Origin of the sequence: Uruburuella suis, from assembly GCF_022870845.1 — a bacterium.
GTDB classification, from domain to species: Bacteria; Pseudomonadota; Gammaproteobacteria; order Burkholderiales; family Neisseriaceae; genus Neisseria; species Neisseria suis.
Genome location: NZ_CP091507.1, coordinates 634,702 through 661,661 on the forward strand (window position 1 = coordinate 634,702; position 26,960 = coordinate 661,661).

Consider the following 26,960-nt stretch of genomic DNA (forward strand, 5'->3'; position numbering starts at 1 on the left):
TGTAGTGGCGTGTAGGATTGCTACGACTTGCACAGGGCCTGTAGCGATAGGCGGGAATGTGTAAAACCGAATTTAAGTATCTGTAGTTTAATATAAAATCATAATGCCTAACAGATAAACACACAAAATTTTTATTACGATGGCGCAAGCCGTTCAGATTAGATGGAAGATGAAAAATGAGTAAACAAGCGAATTTTGATTTGGTGTTGTTTGGTGCAACCGGCGATTTGGCCATGCGCAAATTGCTGCCCTGCCTTTATCAGGCGCATGCCGCCGGCCTGCTCAACCCCGAAGGGCGTATTTTGGGCGTGAGCCGCAGCGATTTCACCACTGCGCAATTTCTGCAAAAAGTGGAAAGCGATTCCAAAATCCACATCAAAACCCATTTCAGCGATGAATTGTGGGCTTCTTTCATTGCCCGCATCCAATATTTAATGGTGGATGCCACCCGCCCCGAAACCTTCAAAGCCTTGGGCGAAGCCGTGGCCGAGCGCCCCGACACTGATAATGTGGTGGTGTATCTTTCCACCGCGCCGAAATTCTTCACGCCGATTTGCCAAAACCTGGCCGACATCGGCCTCAACAGCAGCAAAGTGCGCGTGGTGCTGGAAAAACCGCTGGGCACCGACCTGAAATCTTCGCAAGAAATCAATGCCGCCGTGGGCGCATTCTATCAAGAAGACCAAATCTACCGCATCGACCATTATCTGGGCAAAGAAGCGCTGCAAAACCTGCTGGCGCTGCGCTTTGCCAACGTGGTGTTTGAGCCTTTGTGGAACAACAAATATGTGAAAAGCGTGCAGCTGACCATTGCCGAAGAGCTGGGCGTGGAAGAGCGCGGCGAATTTTACGACATCACCGGCGCCTTGCGCGATATGGTGCAAAACCACTTGATGCAGATGCTGTGTATGACGGCTATGGAAGCGCCGGCGAGCCTCGATGCCGATGCCGTGCGCGATGAAAAACTCAAAGTGGTGAAATCGCTCAAGCCGCTCACTTCGGCTGATGTGGATGAAAATGTGGTGCGCGGCCAATATATTGCCGGCGAAAAAGAAGGCAAAGCCTTGGCAGGCTATTTGAATGAGCACCAAGTGCCCGCCGGCAGCCACACCGAAACCTATGTGGCGATTAAAGCCGAAATCGACAACGCGCGCTGGGCGGGTGTGCCTTTTTATCTGCGCACCGGCAAACGCATGGCCGGCAAAGTGGCCGAAATCGTGTTGAATTTCCGCGATTTGGACAGCCATATTTTCGAGGGCAGCCATGCCGCGCCCAACCGCTTGGTGATTGAATTGCAGCCCACCGAATCTATCCGCCTCTACACCCAAGTGAAAACCCCGGGCGCGGGCAATCATGTGGAAACGGCCGCGCTGAGCCTGGATTTGGGCAAAGCCGTTGCCGGCCGCCGCGCCGAAGCTTACGAGCGCCTGCTGCTGGATGTGATCAACGGCAAGCTGGCCTTGTTTAACCGCCGCGACGAATTGGAAGCCGCTTGGGAATGGGTGATGCCGATTATGGAAAATTGGGCGCAAAGCTCGACACCGCCGCATGGCTATGCCGCCCACAGCTGGGGCCCTGAAGCCGCCCGCGAACTGCTGGCGCGCAACGGCGATAAATGGCACGAAGCGCAATAAGGCTTTCAGACGGCCTTTGGCAATAAATAAAAGAAAAGGCCGTCTGAAAAAAAAGTAAAACCAACCACAAGGATTATGCCATGAGCACTCAATGGTATCCGCATGAAAACGCCGCCGCTTCAGCCGCCGCGCTGGCCGATGCCGTGGCTGAAACGCTGCAAGATGCGCTGGATAAAAAAGGGCAGGCCGTGTTGGCCGTGTCGGGCGGGCGCTCGCCGATTGCTTTTTTTGATGCGCTTTCGCAAAAAGATTTGGATTGGAAAAATATCGGCATCACGCTGGTGGACGAGCGCATCGTGCCCACCGATCACGCCGACAGCAACACCGGCCTAGTGCGCGAATATCTGTTGAAAAACAAAGCCGCCGCCGCGCATTGGATTCCGATGGTGGCTGATGGCGCTGGTGAGGCCGCGCTGGCCGACAGCGAAAAAGCGGTGGCTTTTGCGCTGCAACATTACCGGCAGCCCGATGCGCTGGTGCTGGGCATGGGCGGCGACGGCCACACCGCCTCGCTGTTTCCACAGGCACCGCAGCTCGATAAAGGCTTGGATCCGGCCTATGCCGAGCCGCTGCTGCACACTTCGCCCGTAACGGCGCCGCACGAGCGCATCAGCATGACGCTCGAGGCGGTGGCCGCCACGCCGGCGGTGTTTTTGGCCATACAGGGCGCGGAGAAAAAAGCCGTATATGAAGCGGCTGCCGCCCAAACCAGTAAAACCTATCCTTTAAGCTTTGTGCTTAACCATAAAAAGGTAACTTGCCATGTCTACTACGCAAACTAAAGAAACCGTTTCATGGCCGCGCTTGGTGGCCGATATCGGTGGCACCAATGCCCGCTTTGCGCTGGAAACCTCGCCGCAGCAAATCGAAAAAGTAGAAGTGCTGCCGTGCAACGATTACGACACCGTGGTAGACGCCATTCGCGAATACCTGAGCCGTGTCGGCAATCCGGCCATCAGCCATGCCTCTATCGCCATTGCCAACCCGATTTTGGGCGACTGGGTGCAGATGACCAACCACCACTGGGCCTTTTCGATTGAAACCACGCGCCAAGCGCTGCATTTGGAAAACCTAATTCTGCTCAACGACTTCACCGCGCAAGCCTTGGCGATTACCAAGATGCCGAAAGAAGAGCTGGTGCAGATCGGCGGCTTCAAAAAAGTGCCCGATGCGCCCAAAGCGGTGATCGGCCCGGGCACAGGTTTGGGCGTGAGCGGCCTGATTCCGAGCAAATCGGGCTGGGTGCCGCTGGCGGGTGAGGGCGGCCATGTGAGCTTCGCTCCGTTTGACGATGCCGAAATCATGATTTGGCAATATGCCAAGAAAAAATACGGCCATGTGTCGGCCGAGCGCTTTTTGAGCGGCGCCGGCTTGGTGCTGATTCACGAAGCTTTGGCCGCGCGTGAAGGGGTGAAGCGCCAAAAACTCACGCCCGCGGAAATCAGTGACCGCGCCCTGAGCGGCTCATCGCCGCTTTGCCGGCTCACGCTGGATATTTTCTGCGCCATGCTGGGCACGGTGTCGTCCAACCTCGCGCTTACGCTGGGCGCCAGCGGCGGCGTGTATTTGTGCGGCGGCATTATTCCGCGCTTTATCGATTACTTTAAAAATTCGCCGTTTCGCAACCGCTTTGAGAGCAAAGGCCGCTTCGATGCTTATCTGGCCGCGATTCCGGTGTATATCGTGTTGAGCAAATATCCGGGCATTTCCGGTGCTGCCGTGGCGCTGGCCAATCATTTGGGTGAGGTGGACGAAATATCGGCCGAGCCGGAAAAAGAAGCCGCTGCACCGGTGGCTGCCCAAAAAGCAGCAGCCGGCAACGAAAACGCATAAATGCGTTCAACATTACGCAAACAAACAATAACATCCGATAAATAGAGTAGAAACAGGCAGTATGGTTTTCAGACGGCCTATCCTCATCAAAAGGCCGTCTGAATACCCTTTCATAAACATGCCGGCAGGCTTGCTGTTTGAGCAGCGTGCTTATGAAAGGGTATAGAAGGCCATGAATCGTTGCCGGTTTGTTTAAAACACAGTCAGGAAACAAGATGATGTTAAGTAAAATCAGCGAAGCTTTAGCCAATTTGTCAGGCGCAGAGCGTAAAGTGGCCGAATGTGCGCTGGCCGAGCCCAAATGGTTTGTGCATGCGGCCGTGGCCGAAATTGCCGAGCATGCCTCGGTGAGCCAGCCTACAGTTATCCGCTTCTGCCGCAGCTTGGGCTATAAAGGCCTGCCCGAATTCAAGCTTTCTTTGTCGGCCAGCATCGGCCACGAAGGCATGCCTTATGTGCATGAAGAGCTCAATGCCGACGACGACATGGGCGGTGTGATGGAAAAAGTGCTCGGCAACACCGCCGCCTCGATTTTGGGCGCACGCCGCTCTTTGAAAGAAACCGATCTGGAAAACGCCATTGCCATGCTCTCGCATGCGCGGCGCATCGAATTTTACGGCGTGGGCAATTCCGGCATCGTGGCGCAAGATGCGCAGCACAAATTTTTCCGCTTCGGCATTTCCACCGTGGCTTATGTCGACACCCATATCCAGCTGATGGCCGCATCGGTGCTCAGCGATCAGGATGTGTTGGTGGTGATATCCAATTCAGGCTCATCGATTGAAGTGCTCGATGCGGTGAGCATTGCCAAAGAAAACGGCGCGGCGGTGATTGCCATCACCCGCGCCGATTCGCCGCTCTCGCAGCTGGCCGATTGCGTGCTCAGCGTGATGCCACAGGAAGACACCGAGCGCTACACGCCGATGGTAACGCGCCTGCTGCAATTGGTGGTGATCGATATTCTGGCCATCGGCCTAGCGCTGCGCCTGGGCGAAACAGCCAGCTTGCAGCTTGAAAAGAGCAAACGCAGCATACACACCAAACGTTTGGAACACGAGAAAGAAGATTCATAATGAAACACTTGCAAGAATTGCCCGCCTGGCGCGAATTGTGGCAGCATTTTGATGCCACCAAGTCTGACCATATGCGCGAATTGTTTGCCACCGACCCGGGGCGCGCCGAGCGCTATTGGCTGGAGGTGGGCGGCCTGAAAGTGGATTATTCCAAAAACCGCATCACCGATGAAACCTTGGCGCTTTTGATGAAGCTGGCACGCGAAGCCGGCCTGCCCGAGCGCATGAAGCAGATGTTTCGCGGTGAAAAAATCAACACCACCGAAAACCGCGCCGCGCTACATGTGGCGCTGCGCAACCGCACCAATGCGCCGATTTTGGTGGACGGCGAAGATGTGATGCCGCAGGTGAACCATGTGCTGCACCGCATGGGCGAATTCGCCCACGAAGTGCGCAGCGGCGATTGGCTGGGCTATACCAATCAAGTGATTACCGATGTGGTGAATATCGGCATCGGTGGCTCGGATCTGGGCCCTTTGATGATGTGCACCGCGCTCAAGCCTTTCGGCCATCCGCGCCTCAAAATGCATTTTGTGTCGAATATCGACGGCTCGCAGCTGCGCGACGTGCTGGAAAAAGTACATCCCGAAACCACGCTGTTTGTGGTGGCTTCAAAAACCTTCACCACACAGGAAACCCTCACCAATGCGCTCACCGCGCGCGAATGGTTTTTGAAACACGCCGACGATAAATCTGCCGTGGCCAAGCATTTTGTGGCGGTGTCCACCAATAAAAAAGCCGTGGCCGAATTCGGCATCGACACGGCCAATATGTTTGAATTTTGGGATTGGGTGGGCGGCCGCTACAGCTTGTGGTCGGCCATCGGCCTGCCGATTATGCTTTATTTGGGCGAAGAAAACTTTATCGAAATGCTCAACGGCGCCCATTTGATGGACCAGCATTTTATCAATGCACCGTTGGAAGAAAACCTGCCGGTGCTCTTGGCCATGATAGGCGTGTGGTATATCAATTATTACGGTGGCGGCAGCCATGTGATCGCCCCTTACGACCAACACTTGCACCGCCTGCCCAAATTTATCCAGCAGCTCGATATGGAGAGCAACGGCAAGCAGGTAACGCTCGACGGTGAAGCTGTGGCCTGCGAAACTGCGCCGATTATTTGGGGCGAAACCGGCATCAACGGCCAGCATGCTTTTTTCCAGCTACTGCACCAAGGCACGCACATCACCCCGATTGATTTGATTGCTTCGCTGGAAAAACGCAGCAATCTGCCCGGCCACCATGAAATTCTGCTGGCCAATGTGTTTGCCCAGGCCGAAGCCTTTATGCGCGGTAAAACGCCTGATGAAGTGCGCATCGAGCTGAAGGCGCAGGGCATGGATGAGGCGCACATCGAAGCTTTGGTGCCGCACAAAACCTTTTCCGGCAACCGCCCGAGCAATCTGATTTTGCTCAATAAAATTAATCCGCGCAATATGGGCAGCCTGATTGCGCTTTATGAACACAAAACCTTTGTGCAGGGTGTGATTTGGGGCATCAACAGCTTTGACCAATGGGGCGTGGAATTGGGCAAGCAATTGGCCAAAACCATTTTGGCCGAGCTCACCGGAGAAACGCCGGTGCAGCCGCACGACAGCTCCACCGAGCATTTAGTGCGTCTTTACCGCAACGCCAATTGCGATAAAGACGGCGCGTGCTGATTTTTTCCACGTTTATTTGAGCTGGGTCAAATAATGGAAAGGCCGTCTGAAAGCGTGATATCCAATATGCTTCAGACGGCCTTTAAGTAATTGATTGCGGTAATAAAATAACAGTATGAAAATTTCAAAAACGGCAGTATGATGCAGGTCTGATTTAACGTAAGTTAACTTCAAACACTCAACAATTGTAACAAAAGTAACAAAAGTAACAAAAGTAAGATTCTAACTAACCCAAATAAAGGCAATCAAAATGTCTACGCAATCACAAAATCAAAGCAACAACACCGCTTTGTCGGTGTTGACCGCGCTGTTTTTCATGATGGGTTTCATCACCTGCATGAATGACATCCTGATTCCCCACCTGAAAGCGATTTTCGACCTGACTTATTTTCAGGCCATGCTGATTCAGTTCTGCTTCTTTACCGCTTACGCCATCATGTCGATGCCGATGGGCAAGCTCGTGGAAAAGGTGGGCTATAAAAACGGCGTGATCGGCGGCTTTTTGCTCACCGCCGTGGGCTGTTTGCTGTTTTATCCGGCTGCCGGCAGCGCCTCTTACCCGACCTTTTTGGGCGCGCTGTTTATCTTGGCTTCAGGCGTAACCCTGCTGCAAGTGGCGGGCAACCCTTATGTAACGCTGCTGGCCAAGCCCGGCAAAGAATCGTCTACCCTCACTTTGGTGCAGGCCTTTAACTCTTTGGGCACCACCGTGGCACCGCTTTTGGGTTCGGCGCTGATTTTATCCGATGCCGCCACTCAAGCCACCGCCACCCAGGCCGAGCAAATCGCTTCGGTGCAGATTCCTTATTTGGGTTTGGCCGGTTTGCTGATTTTGCTGGCGCTGTTTGTGAAAATGATCAAGCTGCCCGATGCGCGCAAAATTGCCGAAGCTGAAACCGAACACAACCACGACGGCAAAACCAGCGTGTGGCAATACAAACATTTGGTGTTGGGCGCGGTGGGCATTTTCTGCTATGTGGGCGCGGAAGTGTCTATCGGCTCGCTGCTGGTGAGTGTGATGGAAGTAACCGCCGGCCTCGACCACGCCACCGGTGCCAAATTCTTAGCGCTCTACTGGGGCGGTGCCATGGTGGGTCGTTTCTTGGGCTCGGCCGTGATGAACAAAATCGCGCCGCACAAATACTTGGCCTTTAACGCCTTGATGGCCGTGGCGCTGATTACCATCGCGATTTTGGCCAACGGCGGTGCGGTGTCGATGTGGGCGCTGATTGCCATCGGTTTTTTCAACTCGATTATGTTCCCCACCATTTTCTCGCTGGCCACCAAAGGTTTGGGCAAATTCACCGGCATCGCATCCGGCGTGATCTGCACCGCGATTGTGGGTGGTGCGATTGTGCCGGTGGTGCAGGGCTTTTTCGCCGACCATATCGGCTTGCTGCTCTCGTTTGTGGTGTCGGCGGTGTGCTACCTCTACATCGTATTCTTTGCGGTGAAAGGCCATAAAGCCGACGAAGCTTCCGCATAAGCACTGTCAAACACACAGGCCGTCTGAATGTTCAGACGGCCTGTTTTACGTTACAATACGCAATTTAACGCTTGTAAAGCCGCTGTAATACCAATCCAAAAAAATAACCTAACTTCGTTGTCTCGCCTTGCCGTACTATCTGTACTGTCTGCGGCTCGCCGCCTTGTTAGCTTACTTTTTTGAATTGGTATAATATTTGGGCGGCTCGGAAAACCTTATGTTTAGTGAACGCCCTTTATTGGAAATGTCGCGCCCCGAAGCTTTTGCCGTGGCCGCCGTGCTCGTGGCTGCGATGGGCTACAGCATTATCTCGCTCGGCTGGCTGCCGCATATGGCCATACTCACCGCCATTGTGGTGCTGCTGGCCTACGGCCTGCTGCGCAAAGTGCGCTATGCCGGCATGCAGCAGCGCATGGCCGGCGCGGTGGCGCAGGGCATGGGTGCGCTTTATCTCTTTTTCTTTATCGGCCTTTTGGTGAGCGCGCTGATGATGAGCGGCGCCATTCCCACGTTGATGTATTACGGCTTCGGTTGGATTTCACCGGCTTATTTTTATTTGTCGGCCTTTATTTTGTGCTCGCTGATCGGCATTGCCATCGGCAGCAGCCTCACCACTTGCGCCACCATAGGCGTGGCTTTTATCGGCATGGGTGAGGCTTTCGGTGCCAATCTTGCGATGACGGCGGGCGCGGTGGTGTCGGGCGCGTTTTTCGGCGACAAAATGTCGCCGCTCTCCGACACCACCAGCATTGCCGCATCGGTGGTGGGCATCGATTTGTTTGAACACATTCGCAATATGGCCTACACCACCATTCCGGCATGGGTGATCACAGCGGGCTTGCTCTTATGGCTGCTGCCGGCGGTGGGCGCGGGCGATTTGGGCGGCACGGCGGTGTTTCGCGAGCAGCTCGCCGCCACAGGGCTGGTGCATGCTTATTCGCTGCTGCCTTTTGCCTTGCTGGTGCTGCTGGCCGTGCGCAAGGTGAATGCGATTGTGGCGATGATGGCCACCATTGCGCTGGCGTTGGCGCTCACTTTTCTGCACAGCCGCCCTGATTTGGCGCAGCTGGGCAGCTGGTTTTACGGCGGCTTCAAGCTTGATGGCAGCTTTGAAAACATCAGCCGGCTGGTGTCGCGCGGCGGCATCGAGAGCATGTTTTTCACCCAAACCATTGTGATTTTGGGGCTGAGCCTGGGCGGGCTTTTGTTTGCATTGGGCATTATTCCCAGCCTGCTGGAAGGCATGCGCCGTTTTCTCACCAATGCTGGCCGCGCCACATTTTCCGTGGCCGCCACGGCGGTGGGGGTGAATGTGTTGATCGGCGAGCAATATTTGAGCATTTTGCTCTCGGGCGAAACCTTCAAGCCCGTATATGACAAGCTCGGCCTGCACCCGCGCAACCTCTCGCGCACGCTGGAAGATGCCGGCACGGTGATTAACCCGCTGGTGCCTTGGAGCGTGTGCGGCGTGTTTATCAGCCAAGTGCTGGGCGTGCCGGTGTGGGATTATCTGCCTTATGCGTTTTTCTGCTATTTATGTTTGATTCTGACTTTGCTGTTTGGCTGGAGCGGGCTGACACTGAGCAAGAAGTAAACAGAAGGCCGTCTGAACATTCAGACGGCCTCACCTTTACAACATGCCGCTTAGCCTTCAAAATCATTCCGACCCGTTATACCAATCCAAAAAAATAACCTAACTTCGTTGTCTCGCCTTGCCGTACTATCTGTACTGTCGCAGGCTTCCGCCTTGTTAGCTTACTTTTTTAAATTGGTATTATTCCGACTCAGGTCGGAATCCATATTTTTGTATATAACAAAGTAATTCAAAATTAATTTTTTGAAATATTGCTCGTTCGTGTGAAAAACTTATAAAAATCGAAGGCCGTCTGAAAGGGTTCAGACGGCCTTTGGGTTATAATTCATAGGTGAATGAAAAAAACATGAAAGGCCGGTTATGTCTGGACAAGATTTGAATTTGGGTCGTTTGGTGCATGGCTATTGGCGTGCGCATGAGTGGGGTTTGAATGCCGAGGGTTATTTGGCGCTGATTCACGATGTGCTCTCGCTCGGCATCCGCACGTTCGACCATGCCGCCTGCTACGGTGGCTTTGCCAACGAAGAGGCATTCGGGCAGGCGCTGGCGCTGGAAAAAGGCCTGCGCGAGCAGATGACTATTGTGAGCAAATGCGGCATTGTGTTTCCCAATGCCCAATTGCCGGAAATGAAAAGCAAACATTACGACAACAGCCGCGCCCATATTGTTTGGTCGGCCGAGCGCTCGGTGGAAAAGCTGCAATGCGGCTATCTGGATTTGCTGCTGATACACCGCCCCTCGCCTTGCGCCCATCCCGAAGAAATCGCCGCTGCGTTTGATGATTTGCACCGCCGCGGCTTGGTGCGCCATTTTGGGGTGTCAAACTACAGCGCACAGAAATTCAGCATGCTGCAATCGTATGTCGACCAGCCGCTGGCCACCAATCAAATTGAGATTTCGCCGCTGCATTTGGCGCCTTTTGAAGACGGCAGCCTGGATTATCTTTTGGAAAAACGCGTGCAGCCGATGGCGTGGTCGCCCTTGGGCGGCGGGCGCTTGTTTGACAAGGCCGATTTGCAAAGCCGCCGTGTTGCCCAAGCCTTGTTGGCCGCCGGCGAGCGGCAGGGCGAAACCCGGCTCGACACGCTAGCCTATGCCTGGTTGCTGGCGCATCCGGCCAAAATCACGCCGATTGTCGGCTCCGGGCGTTTGGCGCGCATCCGCGATGCGGCAGATGCGCTTGCTGTGCGCTTTACCGAAGAAGAATGGATAGCCGTGTATGCGGCAGCACAAGGGCATGATGTGCCGTGATTTGAGGGTTTGATCAAAGAGGCCGTCTGAACATTCAGACGGCCTCTTTTGTGCAAGTGTGCTTTCGTTAAGCGACAGCAGCTTTATCGTTTCAAACGTGCATTTTCACAGCCAGCCGTGCAGATTTTCTTCCGCCAATGCCGCCAGCGCGTCAATCCAAGCCGGGTTGTCGTTGAGGCAGGGAATATAGTGAAACTGTTCGCCGCCGGCAGCGTGAAACTGCTCGCGCCCGGCGATGGCGATTTCTTCCATGGTTTCGAGGCAGTCGGCGGCAAAGCCGGGGCAGAATGCGTCTAGCGTGGTGGTGCCTTGTTTGGGCAGGCTGTCAAACAAATCCTGCGTTGAAGGCTCCACCCACTTGGCTTTGCCGAAACGGCTTTGAAACGACACCAGATAATCGGTTTCGGCCAGGTTCAAAGCGGCAGCCAAAAGTTTTGCCGTGTGGCGGCATTCTTCGGGATAGGGGTCGCCTTGGTCGTGGCCGGCCTGCGGGATGCCGTGAAAGCTCAGCATCAGCTTGCTGCTGCGGCCGTGCACCGCCCAATAGGCTTCGATGTGCTGCTTCATGGCTTTGATATAGCCCGCATCATCGTAAAAGCGGCTGATGGTGCGCACGCTCATTTGGTTGCGCTGCTGCTGCAACACGGCAAACACTTTATCGAGCGCGGCGGCGCTGCTGGAAGCGGCATATTGCGGGTAAAGCGGCAGCACCAATAAGCGGCCGACGCCTTGCGCTTTCAATTCGGCAAGGGTGCGCGGCACAGAGGGCTCGCCGTAAGTCATGGCGTGACGCACGATAATGTGTTCGGGCAGCTTTTGCGCCAATGCGGCGGCCTGGCGCTCGGTAAACACGGCCAGCGGCGAGCCTTCGGGCAGCCACACTTTTTCATAGCCGTGGGCGCTTTTTTTCGGCCGCAAGGTGAGCACGGGGCCCTGCAAAATCGGCTGCCACAGCCATTGCGGCAATTCCACCACGCGCGCATCGGAAAGAAATTCGCGCAGATAAGGGCGCACGGCGGCGGCGGTGGGCGCGGCCGGTGTGCCGAGATTGAGCAGCAGCACGGCGGTGCGCTGTTGTTGCGAAAAAGGCAGAGCCGGTTCGGGCAGAAAACGGGGCATGTTTGTCCTTGTGGAAAAGCGGTTCAGACGGCATATCGCGGCAAGTTGCGCTTTTTGGAGCCTGTTTGCAATCTTTTTTGTAGCAGATTTTCAACGCAGCCCGTAGGTCGGATTCTTGAATCCGACACTTGTTCGTAGAACAAGGCACTCGTATCGGTTTGGCCGGTGGCTAAATGTCGGATTCAAGAATCCGGCCTGCACGGATGGCGCTGTCGAACTGCTTTTATTTTGTAAGCTTATTTTTTTGAATGGGCATTCGTGGCATGAATCAGGCCGTCTGAAAAGTTTTCAGACGGCCTTTAAATGTTTACAAATTGTCTTTTTGCGCCAGAATGCGGCGGCTGCCACCCACATCGGCAGGCGACACTACGCCGGCATCTTCCAGCGCCTGCATCAGGTTGGCGGCACGGTTGTAGCCCACGCGCAATTGCCGCTGCAGCGAAGAGATGGAGGTTTTGCGCGATTCGAGCACAAAAGCCACGGCCTGGTCGAATAATTCGTCGCTGTCGGCATTGGGGTTGACGGTGTTGGTGGTTTCCAGCGCCGCTTCGCCGCTGAGCAAGCCCTCGATATAGTTGGTGGGTGCCTGGCGCTTGATGTGGGCCACAATTTGATGCACTTCGTCATCCGATACAAAAGCGCCCTGCAAGCGGGTGGGCTCGGCGTTGCCCGGTTGCAGAAAGAGCGAATCGCCGTATTTGAGCAATTCGTCGGCGCCCATTTGGTCGAGAATGGTGCGGCTGTCGATTTTGCTTTGCACGGTAAAAGCCATGCGGGTGGGAATATTGGCTTTAATCAAGCCGGTAACCACGTCCACGCTCGGGCGCTGGGTGGCTACAATCATGTGGATGCCGGCGGCGCGCGCTTTTTGCGCCAGACGGGCGATTTGCTGCTCCACCGATTTGCGCTCGGTCATCATCAGGTCGGCCAATTCATCAATCACCAGCACAATCATCGGCAGCGTTTCGAGCGGCTCGGGCGCATCGGGGTTGAGGCTGAAGGGGTTGAGCAAGGGCTTGCCGGCGGCTTTGGCCTGCTTCACTTTTTGGTTGAAGCCCTCGATATTGCGCACGCCCACATGCGAGAGCAGGCGGTAGCGTTTTTCCATTTCGGCCACGCACCAATTGAGCGCCTGGCCGGCTTCGCGCATATCGGTAACCACGGGGCAGAGCAAGTGCGGAATGCCGTCGTAAATGCTCAATTCGAGCATTTTCGGGTCGATCATGATAAAGCGCACTTCTTCGGGCGTGGCCTTGAAAAGCATAGACATAATCATGCCGTTTACGCCCACCGATTTGCCCGAGCCGGTCATGCCGGCCACCAAAAGGTGCGGCATTTTGGCCAAATCGCCCACCACCGGCACACCGGCGATGTCTTTGCCCAGCGCCACGGTGAGCTTGGATTTGGCTTCGGTAAACACATTAGCCGCTAAAATTTCGCTCAGCATCACATCTTGGCGGCGCGCGTTGGGCAATTCGATGCCCATGGTGTTTTTGCCGGCAATGGTTTCCACCACGCGCACGGCCTGCAACGACATCGAGCGCGCCAAATCTTTGGCCAGCCCCACAATCTGGCTGCCTTTCACGCCTTGCGCCGGCTCGATTTCAAAGCGGGTGATCACAGGGCCTGCGGTGGCCGACACCACTTGCACGCCGATGCCGAATTCGGCCAGCTTGGCTTCGATGCGCTCGGCGGTTTGCTGCAACACATCGGGGTTGACCACGGGCGCTTCGCCTTGCGGCTGACGCAGCAGTGCCAATGAAGGTTTGCTGTATTCGCCTGTGGGCAAGGGCTCGGCGGCTTGGCCTTTTTCGTCAAACAAAGCCGGCTGCACCGGTGCGCTCGGCGGCGCCACTGACACGGCCACTGCTTTGCGGTTGCTGCTGGTGCCGTCGATTTTTTCCACCGGCTCGGCGGTGATGTTTTTTGCTTCGCGCACCATGCGGCGGGTGGTTTTGGCATCGGGCAGCTCTTTGATGTATTTGTGCTCTTTGCGGATAAGCTTCAGCCACAGCCATTCAATTTTTCCACCGGCTTTTTCGAGAATGTCCAACCATGAAGCCTGCACCAGCAGCGATAAAGCCAAAAGCATAATCACCAGAATAATCAGCAGGCTGCCCGAAGTGCCCAACAGCCAGCTCATGCCTTGTGCGGCAAACGAGCCTATCATGCCGCCCGCGCCCACCGGCAGCGCTTCGGCAAGCTGGGTTTTAAAGGCAAACACTTCCAGAATCGGGCTGCAGATTAAGAGCACCAGCAGGCCGATGGCGGCTATGGTGGTGTTGTAAGTTTTTTGCTCGTCGTTGTGCAGCGGGCGGAAGTTTTTATACAAAAACACGCAGGCGGCAATCACCCACCACCACACCGATAAGCCGAAAAGATAATAACCCACATCGGCCAGATAAGCGCCGAAAAGGCCGCCGAGGTTGCGCACCGCCTCATCTGAAGCGGCCACGCTGCGCGACCAGGCCGGATCGGTCATGGTGAAGCTCGCCAGCGAGAGCGCCACAAAAATCGCTGCGGCCAGCGCCAAGAGCCATAGCGTGTCGTTGATGAGGTTGACTACATGCGAAGGGCGCGGCGCTTTGCCTTCGTTTTTCACCACGCCTTTGGGCTTGCGCGGCGGTTTGTCGGCTGCGGCTTTGGCATTTATCGGTTTGCTGTTGGTGCGGGTGCTGCGCTGGGGGGACTTGTTGGCCATAGTATTCGGAATCGGGCGGCCGTCTGAAAAGCACGGTCACAGAGGATAAAGCGGTGTGACAACCTATGCGGCGCATGGTTGCACGCGGGAATCAAGCATTCGTTTAAAAATAGTCTGGCTGCATTAATGTAACCGTGCCTGCGGCCACCTTTGCGACTTATTTTTGAACGTGCTGTCAAACCGGCAAATTATACAATATTGCGCTGCATTTAGGGGAAAAGGCCGTCTGAAAGCAAAGCGTTTCAGACGGCCTTATGGTTTGGCAGGCAAGAGGCTCAAGCGTAATGGCCGGCGCCCAAGATGCAGGGTTTGTGTGCGCCGGTGGCGTGGTGGGTGCCGGCGGGGATGCGGTTTATCCAGCAGGCGGCAAGCCAGCCGAAGGCGGCGGCTTCCACCCATTGCGGGTCGAGCTGCAGTTCGGCGGTGCTGTGTAAAGCGGCTTGTTGCGGCGCAAGCAGGGTGCTCAGGCGCGCCATCAGCGCCTGATTGCGGATACCGCCGCCGCACACATACACTTGCCGCGCGGCAGGCGCACTGCTGTCGATGGCTTGCGCAATGCTCTGTGCGCTGTATTCAAGCAGGGTACGCAACACGTCGTGGGCGTTTTCAGCGCCGTTTAAATGGGTGTGCAGCCATGCGAGCGAAAACAGCTCACGGCCGGTGCTTTTCGGGTGGGGCAACGCAAAATAAGGGTGGGCGAGCAAGGCGGCGAGCAAGTCGGGCAACACGCGCCCTTGGGCGGCTTTGGCGCCATCGGCATCATAAGGCTGCTGCCACACATGTTGCACCCAGGCATCCATCAGCATATTGCCGGGGCCGGTGTCGAAGCCGAAAGCAGGTGCATCGTCCGGCAGCACGCTGATGTTGGCAATGCCGCCGATGTTGAGCACCACGCGGGTTTCGTGCGGGCTGTGAAAAAGCGCTTCGTGAAACGCCGGCACCAAAGGCGCACCCTGGCCGCCGGCGGCCAAATCGCGGCTGCGGAAATCGCCGATGGTGAAAATGCCGCTCAATTCGGCCAAGCGCGCCCAATCAGCCAGCTGAATGCTGTAGCCCGCTTCGGGCGCATGGCGCACGGTTTGGCCGTGGCAGCCGATGGCGGTAATGTCGGCAGGCGTTAAGCCTTGCTGTGCGAGCAAATCGGCCGTTACGCCGGCATAAAGGTTGCTTAATTGTTGCGAGAGCAGCATGCTGCGATGCAATTCGTTGTTGCCGCAGTTTTGCAAATTGAGCAAGTCGGCTTTCAACGTGTGGCCATAGGGCGCAAACGCATGCGCCTCAGCAGCGAGCCAGCGCGTGCCCTGCATGCGGATCAGCACGGCATCTGCGCCATCCATGCTGGTGCCGGACATGATGCCGATATAGAGTTGGGTGTTCATCATAAATTGTTCAGGCCGTCTGAAAATGAAAGGGGATTATAAAGGCAAAGCAGCCATAGAATAACGAGAATAACGCAAACTATCGGGCAGGCCGTCTGAAACAAAAAAAGCGCATCATCACAATGCGCTTTTTTGTTTCAGACGGCCTGCGGTTTATTTCAGGTTGCCGCCGGATTGGTTGGCCATATACACCACAGCCGCTTCGATTTCGGCATCGGTGAGGTTGGCATTGCCGCCTTTGGGGGGCATCACGCCGCCATCCGGGCCGGTGTAGCCTTCAATAGCGTGTTTCACCAAGGTGGCTTTGCCTTGTTTTAGGCGTGTAGTCCAATCGGCGTTGTGGGTGATTTTCGGTGAAAACGGAATGGCGGAATCGGCAGAGTGGCAAGCCATGCACAAACCTTCAAACACTTTTTTGCCATCGGCGCTGCCGGCGGCCACCGGCGCGGCGGCGGCATCGGCGCCCGAAGCATCTGATGCGGCGGCATCGGCTGCGCCCACGGCAGGCGCTTCAAAGTTGCCGCCCGATTGGTTGGTCATATACACAATGGCGCGCTTGAGCTCATCATCGGTCAAGTCGGCTGCGCCGCCTTTGGCCGGCATGGCGTTAAAGCCGTTGAGGGCGTGGTTGAACAAGGTGTCGAAGCCTTGTGCAATGCGCGGCGCCCATTCGCCGTTGTGGGTGACTTTGGGTGAATTGGGCACCACGCTGTCGGCCGCGTGGCATTGGATACAGATTTTGTTGAAAATCTGCTCGCCTGTGCGCTGGCCCACCGGGGTGCCGTCGCCCATGGTAACGTTGCCCACCGGCATAATGCGTGTTTCGGTGGCAGATTGGGTGCTTTGCTCAACATCGCTGTAATAGCCGCTGGTGGCCAGCTTAACCAGGAAAAACAACACTGCAAGCAGAATAACGATACCACCCAAAAGGGTAGTCAGAGCAGAACCTCGGGCATTCTTGTTGTTAAGGTGATTCATTTGGTTGGCCTCGCCGTTTGGTGGTTGTGACGAAAATAATTGTTGTAGATGAATTGTTTGTTAAATTGTATTAACAATAATTTGCTGGATTATACTGAATTCGCGGTGGCTTTCCAATCTTTAAAACTTAGTTTAGCTCAAAATAAGGTGGATTTTTTTTCGAAAGGCCGTCTGAAGCCTTTTTTTGCACCTTTAAAATATTCTGGCGGTGTGTGTTTGCCACAAATATTTTGCGCGGCGGCCGCTTTGTGCGATAATTGCGCTTCTTTGAAATCCGCACCCATAGCTCAGTTGGAAGAGCGTCAGTTTCCGAAGCTGGAGGCCACAGGTTCGATCCCTGTTGGGTGCGCCAAATTTTATTATGCGGGCAGCCGGTGGTTTACACGGGCTGCCCGTTTTGCATGGCTGCAACATGCCAAAGCACGCAGGCAGGCCGCTGCAAGGGCTGCGCCGAATCGGCCGTTAATCTGTGTATGAAAAAAATTGTGTTAAACAATGCAAGTTTTTATCTTGCCGACCCGCGCGGTTTCGGTTAAGGTGTGGTTTCCTTTTTCATAAACTCTCAAGTGCCTGAATGAATTGACTGGGCAGCTTGGTTGTCGCCGGATTGCGGCAGTGCGCGTACCCTAAACCGCTGCCTGCCTCAATCGCATTACAGGTGCGGTGGCGAAGCCGGTTGCCCCTATTGGTTTACGCACGATACAAAAGAGGTTGCTATGCAATTATCCGGTGCACAAATTCTCGTGCAGAGTCTTAAAGCGGAAAACGTGGAATACGTTTTCGGCTATCCCGGCGGCGCAGTTCTTGAAATTTACGATGCGCTTTTCCAGCTAAACAAATTCCGGCATATCTTAGTGCGCCACGAGCAGGCGGCAGTGCATGCGGCCGATGCTTATGCACGCACCAGCGGCAAAGTGGGCGTGGCTTTGGTCACTTCCGGCCCCGGCGCCACCAATGCGATTACCGGCATTGCCACAGCCTACACCGATTCGATTCCGATGGTGGTGATTTCCGGCCAGGTCGGCACACCGGCCATCGGCAGCGATGCGTTTCAGGAAATCGACATGATCGGCGTGTCGCGCCCTTGCGTGAAGCACAATTTTCTCGTAACCAGCATACACGAGCTGGCCGACACAGTGAAAAAAGCTTTTCAAATCGCCCGCAGCGGCCGCCCGGGCCCGGTGGTGATCGATGTGGCCAAAGACGTTACCCAAGCGATGGCCAAATTCAGCTATCCTCAGGAAGATATTTTCATCCGTTCTTACCAACCCGTGGTCAACGGCCACACCGGTCAAATCAAAAAAGCCATTCAAATGTTGGCTGCGGCCAAGCGCCCGCTGGTGTATTTCGGCGGCGGCGTGGTGCTGGGCAATGCCGCGCAAGAGCTCACCGAATTTGTGCAGCTCACCGGCGTGCCGTGCACCGGCACTTTGATGGGCTTGGGCGCTTATCCTTCTTCCAACCGGCAATTCCTCGGCATGCTCGGCATGCACGGCACTTATGAAGCCAATCTGGCCATGCATAATGCCGATGTGGTGGTGGCTGTGGGCGCGCGTTTTGACGACCGCGTGGTGTCGGTGCCGGCCAAATTCAGCGAAAAACCGAAAAAAATCATTCATATCGACATCGATCCTTCCAGCATTTCCAAGCGTGTGAAAGCCGATGTGCCGATTGTGGGCGATGTGAAAAACGTGTTGCGCGACTTTGCCTGCATTTGGAAAAAGCAGGAATTAACCTTCAACGAAGCGGCGCTGGCCAAATGGTGGGAAGCCCTGGAGGCTTGGCGCAGCCGCGACTGCCTGCGCATTCCCGAAGCTGATGGCGACATTATCCTGCCGCAAATGGTGGTGAGAACCCTGGCCGAAGTCACCAACAACGATGCCATCATTACCTCGGATGTGGGCCAGCACCAAATGTTTGCCGCCCAATATTATCCGTTTGAGCGGCCGCGGCAATGGCTCAATTCGGGCGGCTTGGGCACCATGGGCGTGGGCTTGCCTTATGCCATGGGCGCTTATTTGGCCGACCCGAGTAAAGATGTGTGCTGCATCACCGGCGAGGGCTCGATTCAAATGAATATCCAAGAGCTTTCCACCTGTTTCCAATACAAGCTGCCGATTAAAACCATCTGCCTCAACAACGGCTATTTGGGCATGGTACGCCAATGGCAGGAGCTTTATTACAGCAACCGCGAATCGGAAACCTATTTCGATTCCTTGCCCGATTTTGTGAAGCTGGCCGAAGCTTACGGCCATGTGGGCATGCGCATTGAAAAAGCATCCGATGTGGAAGGCGCATTGCGTGAAGCGCTCGCTCTGAAAGACCGTTTCGTGTTTCTCGATTTCATCACCGACAAAAAGCAAAACGTGTTTCCCATGGTGGGCAACGGCAAAGGCCTGGATGAAATGGTGTTGCCGCCGCATATGCGCGAAACCCCGCAAGACAGTGATGTTAATGAGGTAACCGACCGCGATTACGACATAAGGAGCGTGCCATGAGACACATCTTATCTATCCTGATGGAAAACGAATCGGGCGCGATGAGCCGTGTGGTGGGCTTGTTTTCGGCGCGCGATTACAATATCGACTCGCTCTCGGTGGCCGCCACGGAAGACAAAACCCTCTCGCGCATGACCATCGTCACCCACGGCGATGATGCCGTGCTCGAGCAGATCACCAAGCAGCTCAACAAGCTGATCGAAGTGGTGAAAGTGGTGGATTTAAACGAAAGCCGTTTTGTCGAGCGCGAGCTGATGCTGGTGAAAGTGCGCGCCGTGGGCAAAGATCGCGATGAAATGCTGCGGCTCACCGAAATCTACCGCGGCCATGTGGTAGACGTTACCGATAAAAGCTACACCATCGAAGTCACCGGCACCAGCGACAAGCTCGATTCGTTTCTCGAAACCGTCAGCAGAGGCCTGATTCTCGAAACCGTGCGCACAGGTGCTGCCGGCATCGGCCGCGGCGAGCGCATTTTGAAAGTATAAGCCGCAGCCGCAAACCTTTCAGACGGCCTCAGGCTTTTTAAAAGGCCGTCTGAACAGCGATTGCGCACACAATCCGATTTAAAACACTCATGTTTTATTTCTGATTGACCGATTGGCAAAAGATAATGGAGCAAGGCCATGTCCGGCATCAAAATTGTGGCTACCGTGGTGGTGAAGCCCGAATATCGTGAAGCGCTGCTGGCGCAATTTGCCGACTTGGTGACCGCCAGCCGCCGCGAAGCAGGCAATTTGCGCTACGATCTGCACCAAGCAGCGGGCAGCCCTGAAACGCTCGTGTTTATCGAGCATTGGGCTTCGCAAGCCGCCCTTGATGCCCACAATGCCAGCGCACATTTTCAAAGCTTTGTAAAAGCCGTTGAAGGCAAAAACGACTGCATCGACATCGTGTTGCTGCAAGATGTGTCCGACAACGCTTAAGGAAGCTCTGAATAACTCATGATGACGGCTTTTACCGCCCTTTTTACGCTATGCTGCGTTGGAACTTTGAGGAAATAGAAACACTATTCCCTCAAAACCCCGCCTTGCCTAGCATAAAAATGCTGGCAAAATCCATGCACCAGAGTTTTTCAGAGTCCCCTTAAATCGCGAAACCAACCCTTTTTAATGAATTAACCCCCTTTTTTGAAACAAGGAATCTGAACCATGCAAGTTTTTTACGATAAAGACGCCGACCTCTCCCTGATCAAAGGCAAAACCGTGGCCATCATCGGCTACGGCTCGCAAGGCCACGCCCACGCCGCCAACCTGAAAGATTCAGGTGTAAACGTGGTGATCGGCTTGCGCCAAGGCGGCTCATGGAAAAAAGCCGAAGCCGCCGGCCACAAAGTGCTCAGCGTGGCCGAAGCCACCAAAGCGGCCGATGTGGTGATGATTTTGCTGCCCGATGAAAACCAGCCGCAAGTGTATAAAAACGAAATCGAAGCCAACCTTAAAGAAGGCGCCGTGCTGGCTTTTGCCCACGGTTTCAACGTGCACTACAACCAAATCGTGCCCCGCGCCGACCTCGATGTGATTATGGTTGCCCCCAAAGGCCCCGGCCACACCGTGCGCAGCGAATACAAAAAAGGCGGCGGCGTGCCCACCCTGATTGCGGTTTACCAAGATAAATCCGGCAAAGCTCGCGACATCGCCCTCTCTTATGCCGCGGCCAACGGCGGCACCAAAGGCGGCGTGATTGAAACCAACTTCCGCGAAGAAACCGAAACCGACCTTTTCGGCGAGCAAGCCGTGTTGTGCGGCGGCGCGGTGGAATTGGTGAAATGCGGCTTTGAAACCTTGGTAGAAGCCGGCTACGCCCCCGAAATGGCTTATTTCGAGTGCCTGCACGAATTGAAACTGATTGTGGATTTGATGTATGAAGGCGGCATTGCCAACATGAATTACTCCATTTCCAACAATGCCGAATACGGCGAATACGTGACCGGCCCCGAAGTGGTAACCGCCGCCACCAAAGACGCCATGCGCAATGCCTTGAAACGCATCCAAACCGGCGAATACGCCAAAATGTTCATTCTTGAAGGCGCCACCAACTACCCGGCCATGACCGCGCGCCGCCGCATCAACGCCGAGCACCCGATTGAAGTAGTGGGCAACCAATTGCGCGGCATGATGCCGTGGATTGCGCAAAACAAATTGGTGGATTTGGATAAAAACTAATCATCACCGATCTTTGCAAAAGGCCGTCTGAAAGCTTTCAGACGGCCTTTTATTATTGCGTTAATGAAAGTAAAAGTCGTATCCGAAATTTGTAAATATTTGTTTTGCAACAATGCTTTATTGTTTCAAAAGACTGATGCGGCCATGTAATAAAATATCATTCGGTTTCATCTTGAAATCCCCCGCGTTTGCGGCTAAGCTGAATCGGTCTCGATAGCAATGAGAACGAGCGCAAAATCATACCGATAGCATGTCACACCAACATACAGTCAGTTATCTCAGGAGAACCCATCATGGCAAAAGATTTAAACGTATTCGATAAAGCATATGGTTTGCTGATCAACGGCGAATGGACCAACGGCAGCAAGGGCGAAACCCTCACCTCATATAATCCTTCCAACAATCAGCCGCTGGCCACTTTTATTGATGCGAGCAACGAAGATGTGGATGCTGCCGTGGCCGCCGCGCAAGAAGCCTTGAAAACCTGGCGCCACACCACCGTGTATGAGCGCAGCGCCATTTTGAACAAAATCGCCGATGCGATTGAAGCGCACGCCGAAGAGCTGGCCTTGCAGGAAACCCTCGACAACGGCAAGCCCATCCGCGAAACCCGCGCCGCCGATATTCCGCTGGGCGCCGAGCATTTCCGCTACTTTGCCGGCGTGATTCTGGCCGAAGAGGGCAGCGTGAACGAAATTTATAATGAAGACATTTCCATTGTGCTGCGCGAGCCCATCGGCGTGGTCGGCCAAATCATTCCGTGGAACTTCCCCTTCCTGATGGCCGCTTGGAAAATCGCTCCCGCGCTGGCCGCCGGCTGCACCGTGGTGATTCACCCCTCATCCAGCACCTCGCTGAGCCTGCTTTCATTCGCCCAAAAAATCAACCATTTGCTGCCAAAAGGCGTGCTCAATGTGATTACCGGCCGCGGCTCCAAATCCGGCGAATACATGCTGCACCACAAAGGCTTCAATAAGCTGGCCTTCACCGGCTCCACCGAAATCGGCCGCCATGTGGGCATTGCCGCCGCCGAAATGCTGATTCCCGCCACGCTCGAATTGGGCGGCAAATCTGCCAATATTTTCTTCGACGATATGCCGTTCGACAAAGCGCTCGAGGGCGCGCAAAAAGGCATTTTGTTCAACCAAGGCCAAGTGTGCTGCGCCGGCTCGCGCATTTTCGTGCAAGAGGGCATTTACGATAAATTCGTGGCCGCGCTGGCAGAAGAATTCAAAAAAGTGAAAGTCGGCCTGCCGTGGGAAGACGACACCCAAATGGGCGCGCAAGTGAACGCCGGCCAAATGGACACCATCACCAAATATGTGAAAATCGGCGAGCAGGAAGGCGCGCAAATCATCACCGGCGGCAAGCGTGCCGAGAGCGGTGATTTGAGCAAAGGCGAATTTTTCGAGCCCACCCTGATTGCCGCGCAGAGTAACGATGACCGCATCGCCCAAGAAGAAATCTTCGGCCCCGTGGCCACCGTGATTAAATTCAAAACCGAAGAAGAAGTGATCGCCATGGCCAACGACAGCGAATACGGCCTCGGCGGCGCGGTGTGGACACTCAACATCAACCGCGCCCTGCGCGTGGCCAAAGCCGTGGAAACCGGCCGCATGTGGGTAAACTGCTATAACCGCCTGCCCGCCGGCGCCCCGTTTGGCGGCTACAAAACCTCAGGCATCGGCCGCGAAAACCACAAAATGATGCTCGCCGCCTACACGCAAGTGAAAAACATCTACATCAGCACCCGCGAAGAGCGCGAAGGCATGTATTGATTTGCGGCTTTATCATCAAGCAGGCCTTCACCGGCCTGCTTTTTTCATGCATAGGCCGTCTGAAACCTTGGGTTTGACGATCACCGCGCGTAGGTACGGTTAACCGCCCTCAGCGGCGTAACCGTACGCATGTAAACTTGCGACCCAATATGCGTGTATCCGCCGAATATAAGCTCATGCCTGCCTGCGCACCACAAACATTCAGACGGCCTACGGCATGCAGATGGGTTTTGGTAAACAGCCATCAATCCGGCAATCATGCAAGAAAAAGTTAATTTATGTTTGATGTTTTATGTATACAGGTTATAATTCGTCAAGATATTGAACTAAAATAAAGTTCATTTTTTATTGCTCACATTATTTCCAAACAAAACGGGGTTTTATCATGGCTAAAGCCAAAAATATCCAACAAATTACGTTAACCGCTGTGTGCGTGGCCGTGTTGGCCGCTTGTGGTGGTGGCGGCGGCAGCAGCGGCTCGCCCAACACATCTTCTACCGATACCAATGCCTATGCAGAAGAGGCGGAAGCGGCCAATAAGGTAAGGTTGCAGATTGAAGCCATCGGCGCGGCAGACACGCTGGAAGTGGGCGATGTTGCCGCTGTTCAGAGGGCGGTAGATGCTTTTAATAATCTGAACGATCTGGAAAAAAATTTGGTTCCGCTTGCCTCGCGCAATGCTCTGAAGGCTATGGTTACGACCATTAACACCAATGCGCAAACCGCTGAAAATATTGCCGAACAGTTCTCGAAGCTGCCGGCTACAGCCGATACTGAGGCAGAGAAAGCGCAGGCGGCCGGCGTTGCCGCCGCTTATAATGCCTTGAGCGATGCGCAAAAAACCTGGTTCAGCGCAACATTGAAAGCCCGACTGGATGCGCTCTCCCAAAATACCGCTCCCGACTCCGGCAACGGCGGCACCTCCGGCAACGGTAGCACCTCCGGCAGCAACGACAGCCTGCCGCCGCTCAACCTGCCCACGCCGTTGCACACCTCATTTATTTCTTCCAACACCGCCCAGCAGCATAATCCGCATATGCAGCTGCGCTTGGTGGACGGCCAACCCGCGCTGCTCGACACGCAAATCGGCCTGATCCGCAGCTTGGTGATCAGCCCGAATGCCCCGGTAGTTGTGGATGGTGCAGTGCTGAGCAGCAATAATCCTGTGGGCTATCTCACGCCTTATTCAGCTACTACCAAAGCCAGCTCGGCGGGCACCACCCAAGAGAATATCCAAGGCTTAACCGGTGCGCCCCGCGGCGTGTATTCCAACGTGAAAACTTCGCTGGATAAGGAAATCAAAGAAAATTTCGATGCATTGGAAGCGGCGAAAAAAGTGTTGAAAGATCCTGAGGCCGACCTTAAAGCCCGCCTTGCCGCTCTGGAGCAAGTGGATAAATTGCAGCCGATTTATGACCAAGATATGGGGCGCCGCGAAGTAATGGAATCTAAGGTCAACACCGTTTTGAAAGACCTGGCCTACATCAAAAAAGACAAAAACGGCTTGGTGTTTGATAAAGCCTTTGACGGCGTGTATGTGATTCAGTTTGAAAACGGCACCGAAGTGGTGATACACGATTCTGCCGCCGCCGGCTGGACCTATCAAACCTTTGCCCATTATATCGACCCGAACAACGGTGTGTTGCGCGGCTATCAAAGCTTGGGCGACGAAACCACCGTGGCGCAAATGCCGGTTTCCGGCACTGCCACTTATACAGGCATCACCACGGCCTATCTGGATAAGCAGCAAGTTACCGCCAAGGTGAATGCCGTGGCCGATTTTGCCAAAAAAGGCGTGCGCTTTACCACCAGCGATTCGCAAATCCACACGCTTAACGGCAATGTGCGCACGTCCACCGCTGCGGATAGGCTCAATATGAGCGGCACGGCTTCGTGGGCGGCGGGTGAAAATGCCTTTAAAGGCAATGTTGCCACCGCTGATAAAGCTTTGAGCGGCACCTTTAACGGCAAATTTTACGGCGGCGCATCCGTGGCCGAAATCGGCGGCACCTACGGCCTGAAAAATGCCGACAACAGCGAGCAGCTGATTGGCGGCTACGGCGCCAAACGCCAATAAACCGTGCAGAACAGCCGGCCGCCTGAGCAATCAGGCGGTTTTTATTGGTGCAGGCAGGGCGCTTGTGCCAAGCTTTCATACCATTCAAAATAAATAATCTATAATAAAGCCCATTCACAAGCCACCAGCGAACAGAGTTTGTCTTTTTCTGCAACCAACGCATTCCACGCAATGCAGCCAGCCTCTACAATCTGCTCATAGCCCTTATAACAACGGTTGGATAAGGAGGTTTGCTTCAGTTGCCGCCATACCCGCTCTATGGGGTTCAGTTCCGATGAATATGGCGGCAGTTTCAATATGGATACGTTTTTCAGTTCATTAAAATCTTGATGCCAGCCCGCACCGTCCATCACCACCACGGCATGCCGGCCTTCGGGGGTTTCTTTCGATATTTGCTGTAAATGCAGCAGCATCGCTTCTTTGTTGACACCGGGCATCACCAAAGCGGCTGTTGCTCCCGTTGTTAAACAAACAGCGCCAAATATATAGGCGTATTCAAACTGCTGTTGGCGGATAAGGCGAGGCCTTTTTCCCTTTTCGTGCCATACGCGGGTGAGGCTGCCTTGTTGTCCGATGCGGCTTTCGTCTTGAAACCAAATGTCGACTTGTTCGGGCTTGATGTGTTCAGGCAATACGGCTTTTACTTCGTCAACAAAGTTTTTTTAAAAGCGTCTTGCGCTTCCGGGTCGGCCTGTGGATGGCGGCTGCGGGCGGTTATCCAGCTCATGCCGATACGGTGCAATAAAGGATACAGGCTGCTGCTGTGTTTGTAGTGGGCATTGAATTCTTGAGCGGCGATGGTATGGATGTCTTCGGCCGTGAGCCTGCCGCCTTCGCGCTTTTCTTGCTCTTCGATGATACGTTGTTTGAAGGCTTGATGGTCTTCCGGCTTTAGTTTGCTGCTGCGGCCTGGGCGCTGTTTGTCGTAAATGGCCTGTTCGATGCCGAATTCCCAATATTTGCGCCGCAATATGTGTATGGTAAGGGGATTCAATCCGAACAGTGGGGCGATTTCTTCGGGTGCTTGGCCTTGTTGCAGTTGGTGCAGTATAAACAAGCGTGTCCGAGCCCGCGGGTGGGGTTCGGTTTTGGCGAGTTTGATAAAATCATGCTCGGTGAGTTGGTGGTTTTTTGGGGTCAGTTTAGGCATGGGGCGATTATAGCTTATTTATTTTTATTGGTATCAGACGGCCTTTGCCGGCTTTCGATGTAGGTCGGATACTCGTATCCGACGCTGGCGCGCAAGCACAAGGCTGGAGACCGACCGATGCAAAACGCCCGTTCTGTCGCTCCTGCGCAGGCAGGAGCCTAGTTTGGTGCACTATTTCAGTTGTCGGATGGCTAGGTATAGTGGAATGCATAAAAAAAGTGACGCAACGGGTAGGTTGGGTTGAAAACCCAACAAGCCCCCAGGCCGTCTGAAACGTTGGGTTTATCAACCCAACCTACGCCGTTATAGAGCATAGTTTTGTATCACTTTTTCTTACATTCACTATATTATCAAACGAGAATAATCAAATATTTGATTTTATAGATAATTGATTATTTTCGGAAATGTGCGAGACAAGCAAAGCGCTGCTTTGCACTGAGCACCCGCCTGCACGGGTGCGGCAGATATTTGGTTTTGTAAAAGCCTTGGGTTATATGGTTTTGGCCTTGCCGGCCAAATGTCGGATTCGAGAATCCGACCTACGGCTGTTGTCCGACGGCCTTTATCGGCTTTCGATGTAGGT

Annotated in this window: 20 protein-coding genes and 1 tRNA gene; 15 read left to right on the forward strand and 6 right to left on the reverse strand. The window is 54.5% G+C overall.

From position 1 onward, the window contains the following. The first annotated feature begins 176 nt into the window (after positions 1-176). The 8 genes from zwf (at position 177) to LVJ78_RS02820 (ending at position 10,532) form a co-directional block, all read left to right on the forward strand. Positions 177-1,634 (forward strand): glucose-6-phosphate dehydrogenase, encoded by a 1,458-nt coding sequence (zwf, locus tag LVJ78_RS02785; protein WP_132953440.1) that lies wholly within the window; start codon positions 177-179, stop codon positions 1,632-1,634. A gap of 80 nt (positions 1,635-1,714) precedes the next feature. Beyond that, positions 1,715-2,416, forward strand: coding sequence for a 6-phosphogluconolactonase (pgl, locus tag LVJ78_RS02790; RefSeq protein WP_132953442.1), 702 nt, complete (start codon positions 1,715-1,717; stop codon positions 2,414-2,416). Next, complete coding sequence (locus LVJ78_RS02795) at positions 2,397-3,467, forward strand: glucokinase (protein ID WP_132953444.1); 1,071 nt, start codon at positions 2,397-2,399, stop codon at positions 3,465-3,467. The genes pgl and LVJ78_RS02795 overlap by 20 nt, the downstream gene beginning before the upstream one ends. 218 nt (positions 3,468-3,685) lie before the next feature. Beyond that, a complete protein-coding gene (locus LVJ78_RS02800) occupies positions 3,686-4,540 on the forward strand; it encodes an SIS domain-containing protein (protein WP_132953461.1) in 855 nt (284 codons plus the stop codon). Continuing rightward, a complete protein-coding gene (gene pgi, locus LVJ78_RS02805) occupies positions 4,540-6,201 on the forward strand; it encodes a glucose-6-phosphate isomerase (RefSeq protein ID WP_132953446.1) in 1,662 nt (553 codons plus the stop codon). Before LVJ78_RS02800 ends, pgi begins: the two co-directional genes overlap by 1 nt. Positions 6,202-6,451: 250 nt before the next feature. Beyond that, positions 6,452-7,687: a sugar MFS transporter gene (locus LVJ78_RS02810; RefSeq protein ID WP_132953447.1), complete on the forward strand. Its 1,236-nt coding sequence runs from the start codon at positions 6,452-6,454 to the stop codon at positions 7,685-7,687. A gap of 217 nt (positions 7,688-7,904) precedes the next feature. Further along, complete coding sequence (nhaC, locus tag LVJ78_RS02815) at positions 7,905-9,281, forward strand: Na+/H+ antiporter NhaC (RefSeq protein ID WP_132953448.1); 1,377 nt, start codon at positions 7,905-7,907, stop codon at positions 9,279-9,281. Positions 9,282-9,641: 360 nt separating this feature from the next. Continuing rightward, positions 9,642-10,532, forward strand: a complete 891-nt coding sequence (locus LVJ78_RS02820; protein WP_132953449.1) for an aldo/keto reductase — start codon at positions 9,642-9,644, stop codon at positions 10,530-10,532. Positions 10,533-10,637: 105 nt separating this feature from the next. Here LVJ78_RS02820 and hemH read toward each other — a convergent pair whose 3' ends face one another. From hemH to LVJ78_RS02840, 4 genes are all read right to left on the reverse strand, one after another. Then, the gene (gene hemH / locus LVJ78_RS02825) at positions 10,638-11,651 is read right to left on the reverse strand and encodes a ferrochelatase (protein WP_132953450.1); all 1,014 of its coding nucleotides are present in this window, start codon (positions 11,649-11,651) and stop codon (positions 10,638-10,640) included. Between the two features lie 307 nt (positions 11,652-11,958). Further along, entirely contained in the window at positions 11,959-14,352 is a 2,394-nt protein-coding gene (locus LVJ78_RS02830; protein WP_132953451.1) for a DNA translocase FtsK, read from the reverse strand. 275 nt (positions 14,353-14,627) lie between these two features. Continuing rightward, positions 14,628-15,731: an anhydro-N-acetylmuramic acid kinase gene (locus LVJ78_RS02835; protein ID WP_132953462.1), complete on the reverse strand. Its 1,104-nt coding sequence runs from the start codon at positions 15,729-15,731 to the stop codon at positions 14,628-14,630. A 153-nt stretch (positions 15,732-15,884) separates the two neighbouring features. Then, complete coding sequence (locus LVJ78_RS02840) at positions 15,885-16,709, reverse strand: c-type cytochrome (RefSeq protein WP_132953452.1); 825 nt, start codon at positions 16,707-16,709, stop codon at positions 15,885-15,887. Between the two features lie 276 nt (positions 16,710-16,985). Between LVJ78_RS02840 and LVJ78_RS02845 the strand changes: the two genes are divergently transcribed. From LVJ78_RS02845 to LVJ78_RS02875, 7 genes are all read left to right on the forward strand, one after another. Further along, positions 16,986-17,061: transfer RNA gene (locus LVJ78_RS02845), tRNA-Arg, on the forward strand. Positions 17,062-17,425: 364 nt separating this feature from the next. After that, positions 17,426-19,207: a biosynthetic-type acetolactate synthase large subunit gene (gene ilvB / locus LVJ78_RS02850; protein ID WP_132953453.1), complete on the forward strand. Its 1,782-nt coding sequence runs from the start codon at positions 17,426-17,428 to the stop codon at positions 19,205-19,207. Continuing rightward, positions 19,204-19,695 (forward strand): acetolactate synthase small subunit, encoded by a 492-nt coding sequence (gene ilvN, locus LVJ78_RS02855; protein WP_132953454.1) that lies wholly within the window; start codon positions 19,204-19,206, stop codon positions 19,693-19,695. The genes ilvB and ilvN overlap by 4 nt, the downstream gene beginning before the upstream one ends. Positions 19,696-19,833: 138 nt before the next feature. After that, positions 19,834-20,133, forward strand: a complete 300-nt coding sequence (locus tag LVJ78_RS02860; protein WP_132953455.1) for a putative quinol monooxygenase — start codon at positions 19,834-19,836, stop codon at positions 20,131-20,133. Positions 20,134-20,358: 225 nt separating this feature from the next. Continuing rightward, positions 20,359-21,372: a ketol-acid reductoisomerase gene (gene ilvC, locus LVJ78_RS02865; RefSeq protein ID WP_132953456.1), complete on the forward strand. Its 1,014-nt coding sequence runs from the start codon at positions 20,359-20,361 to the stop codon at positions 21,370-21,372. A 293-nt stretch (positions 21,373-21,665) separates the two neighbouring features. After that, positions 21,666-23,150, forward strand: coding sequence for an aldehyde dehydrogenase family protein (locus tag LVJ78_RS02870; protein ID WP_132953457.1), 1,485 nt, complete (start codon positions 21,666-21,668; stop codon positions 23,148-23,150). A 385-nt stretch (positions 23,151-23,535) separates the two neighbouring features. Further along, on the forward strand, positions 23,536-25,227 hold the full coding sequence (locus LVJ78_RS02875; RefSeq protein WP_132953458.1) for a transferrin-binding protein-like solute binding protein: 1,692 nt from the start codon (positions 23,536-23,538) through the stop codon (positions 25,225-25,227). A 98-nt stretch (positions 25,228-25,325) separates the two neighbouring features. On the opposite strand, the gene LVJ78_RS02880 is transcribed toward LVJ78_RS02875, so the two are convergent. Together LVJ78_RS02880 and LVJ78_RS02885 are read right to left on the reverse strand one after the other, a co-directional pair. Then, positions 25,326-25,859: an IS630 family transposase gene (locus tag LVJ78_RS02880; RefSeq protein WP_244802595.1), complete on the reverse strand. Its 534-nt coding sequence runs from the start codon at positions 25,857-25,859 to the stop codon at positions 25,326-25,328. 8 nt (positions 25,860-25,867) lie between these two features. Beyond that, positions 25,868-26,377 carry a winged helix-turn-helix domain-containing protein gene (locus tag LVJ78_RS02885; RefSeq protein WP_244802557.1) on the reverse strand — a complete coding sequence of 170 codons (510 nt, stop codon included), beginning with the start codon at positions 26,375-26,377 and terminating at the stop codon, positions 25,868-25,870. Positions 26,378-26,960 lie beyond the last annotated feature (583 nt).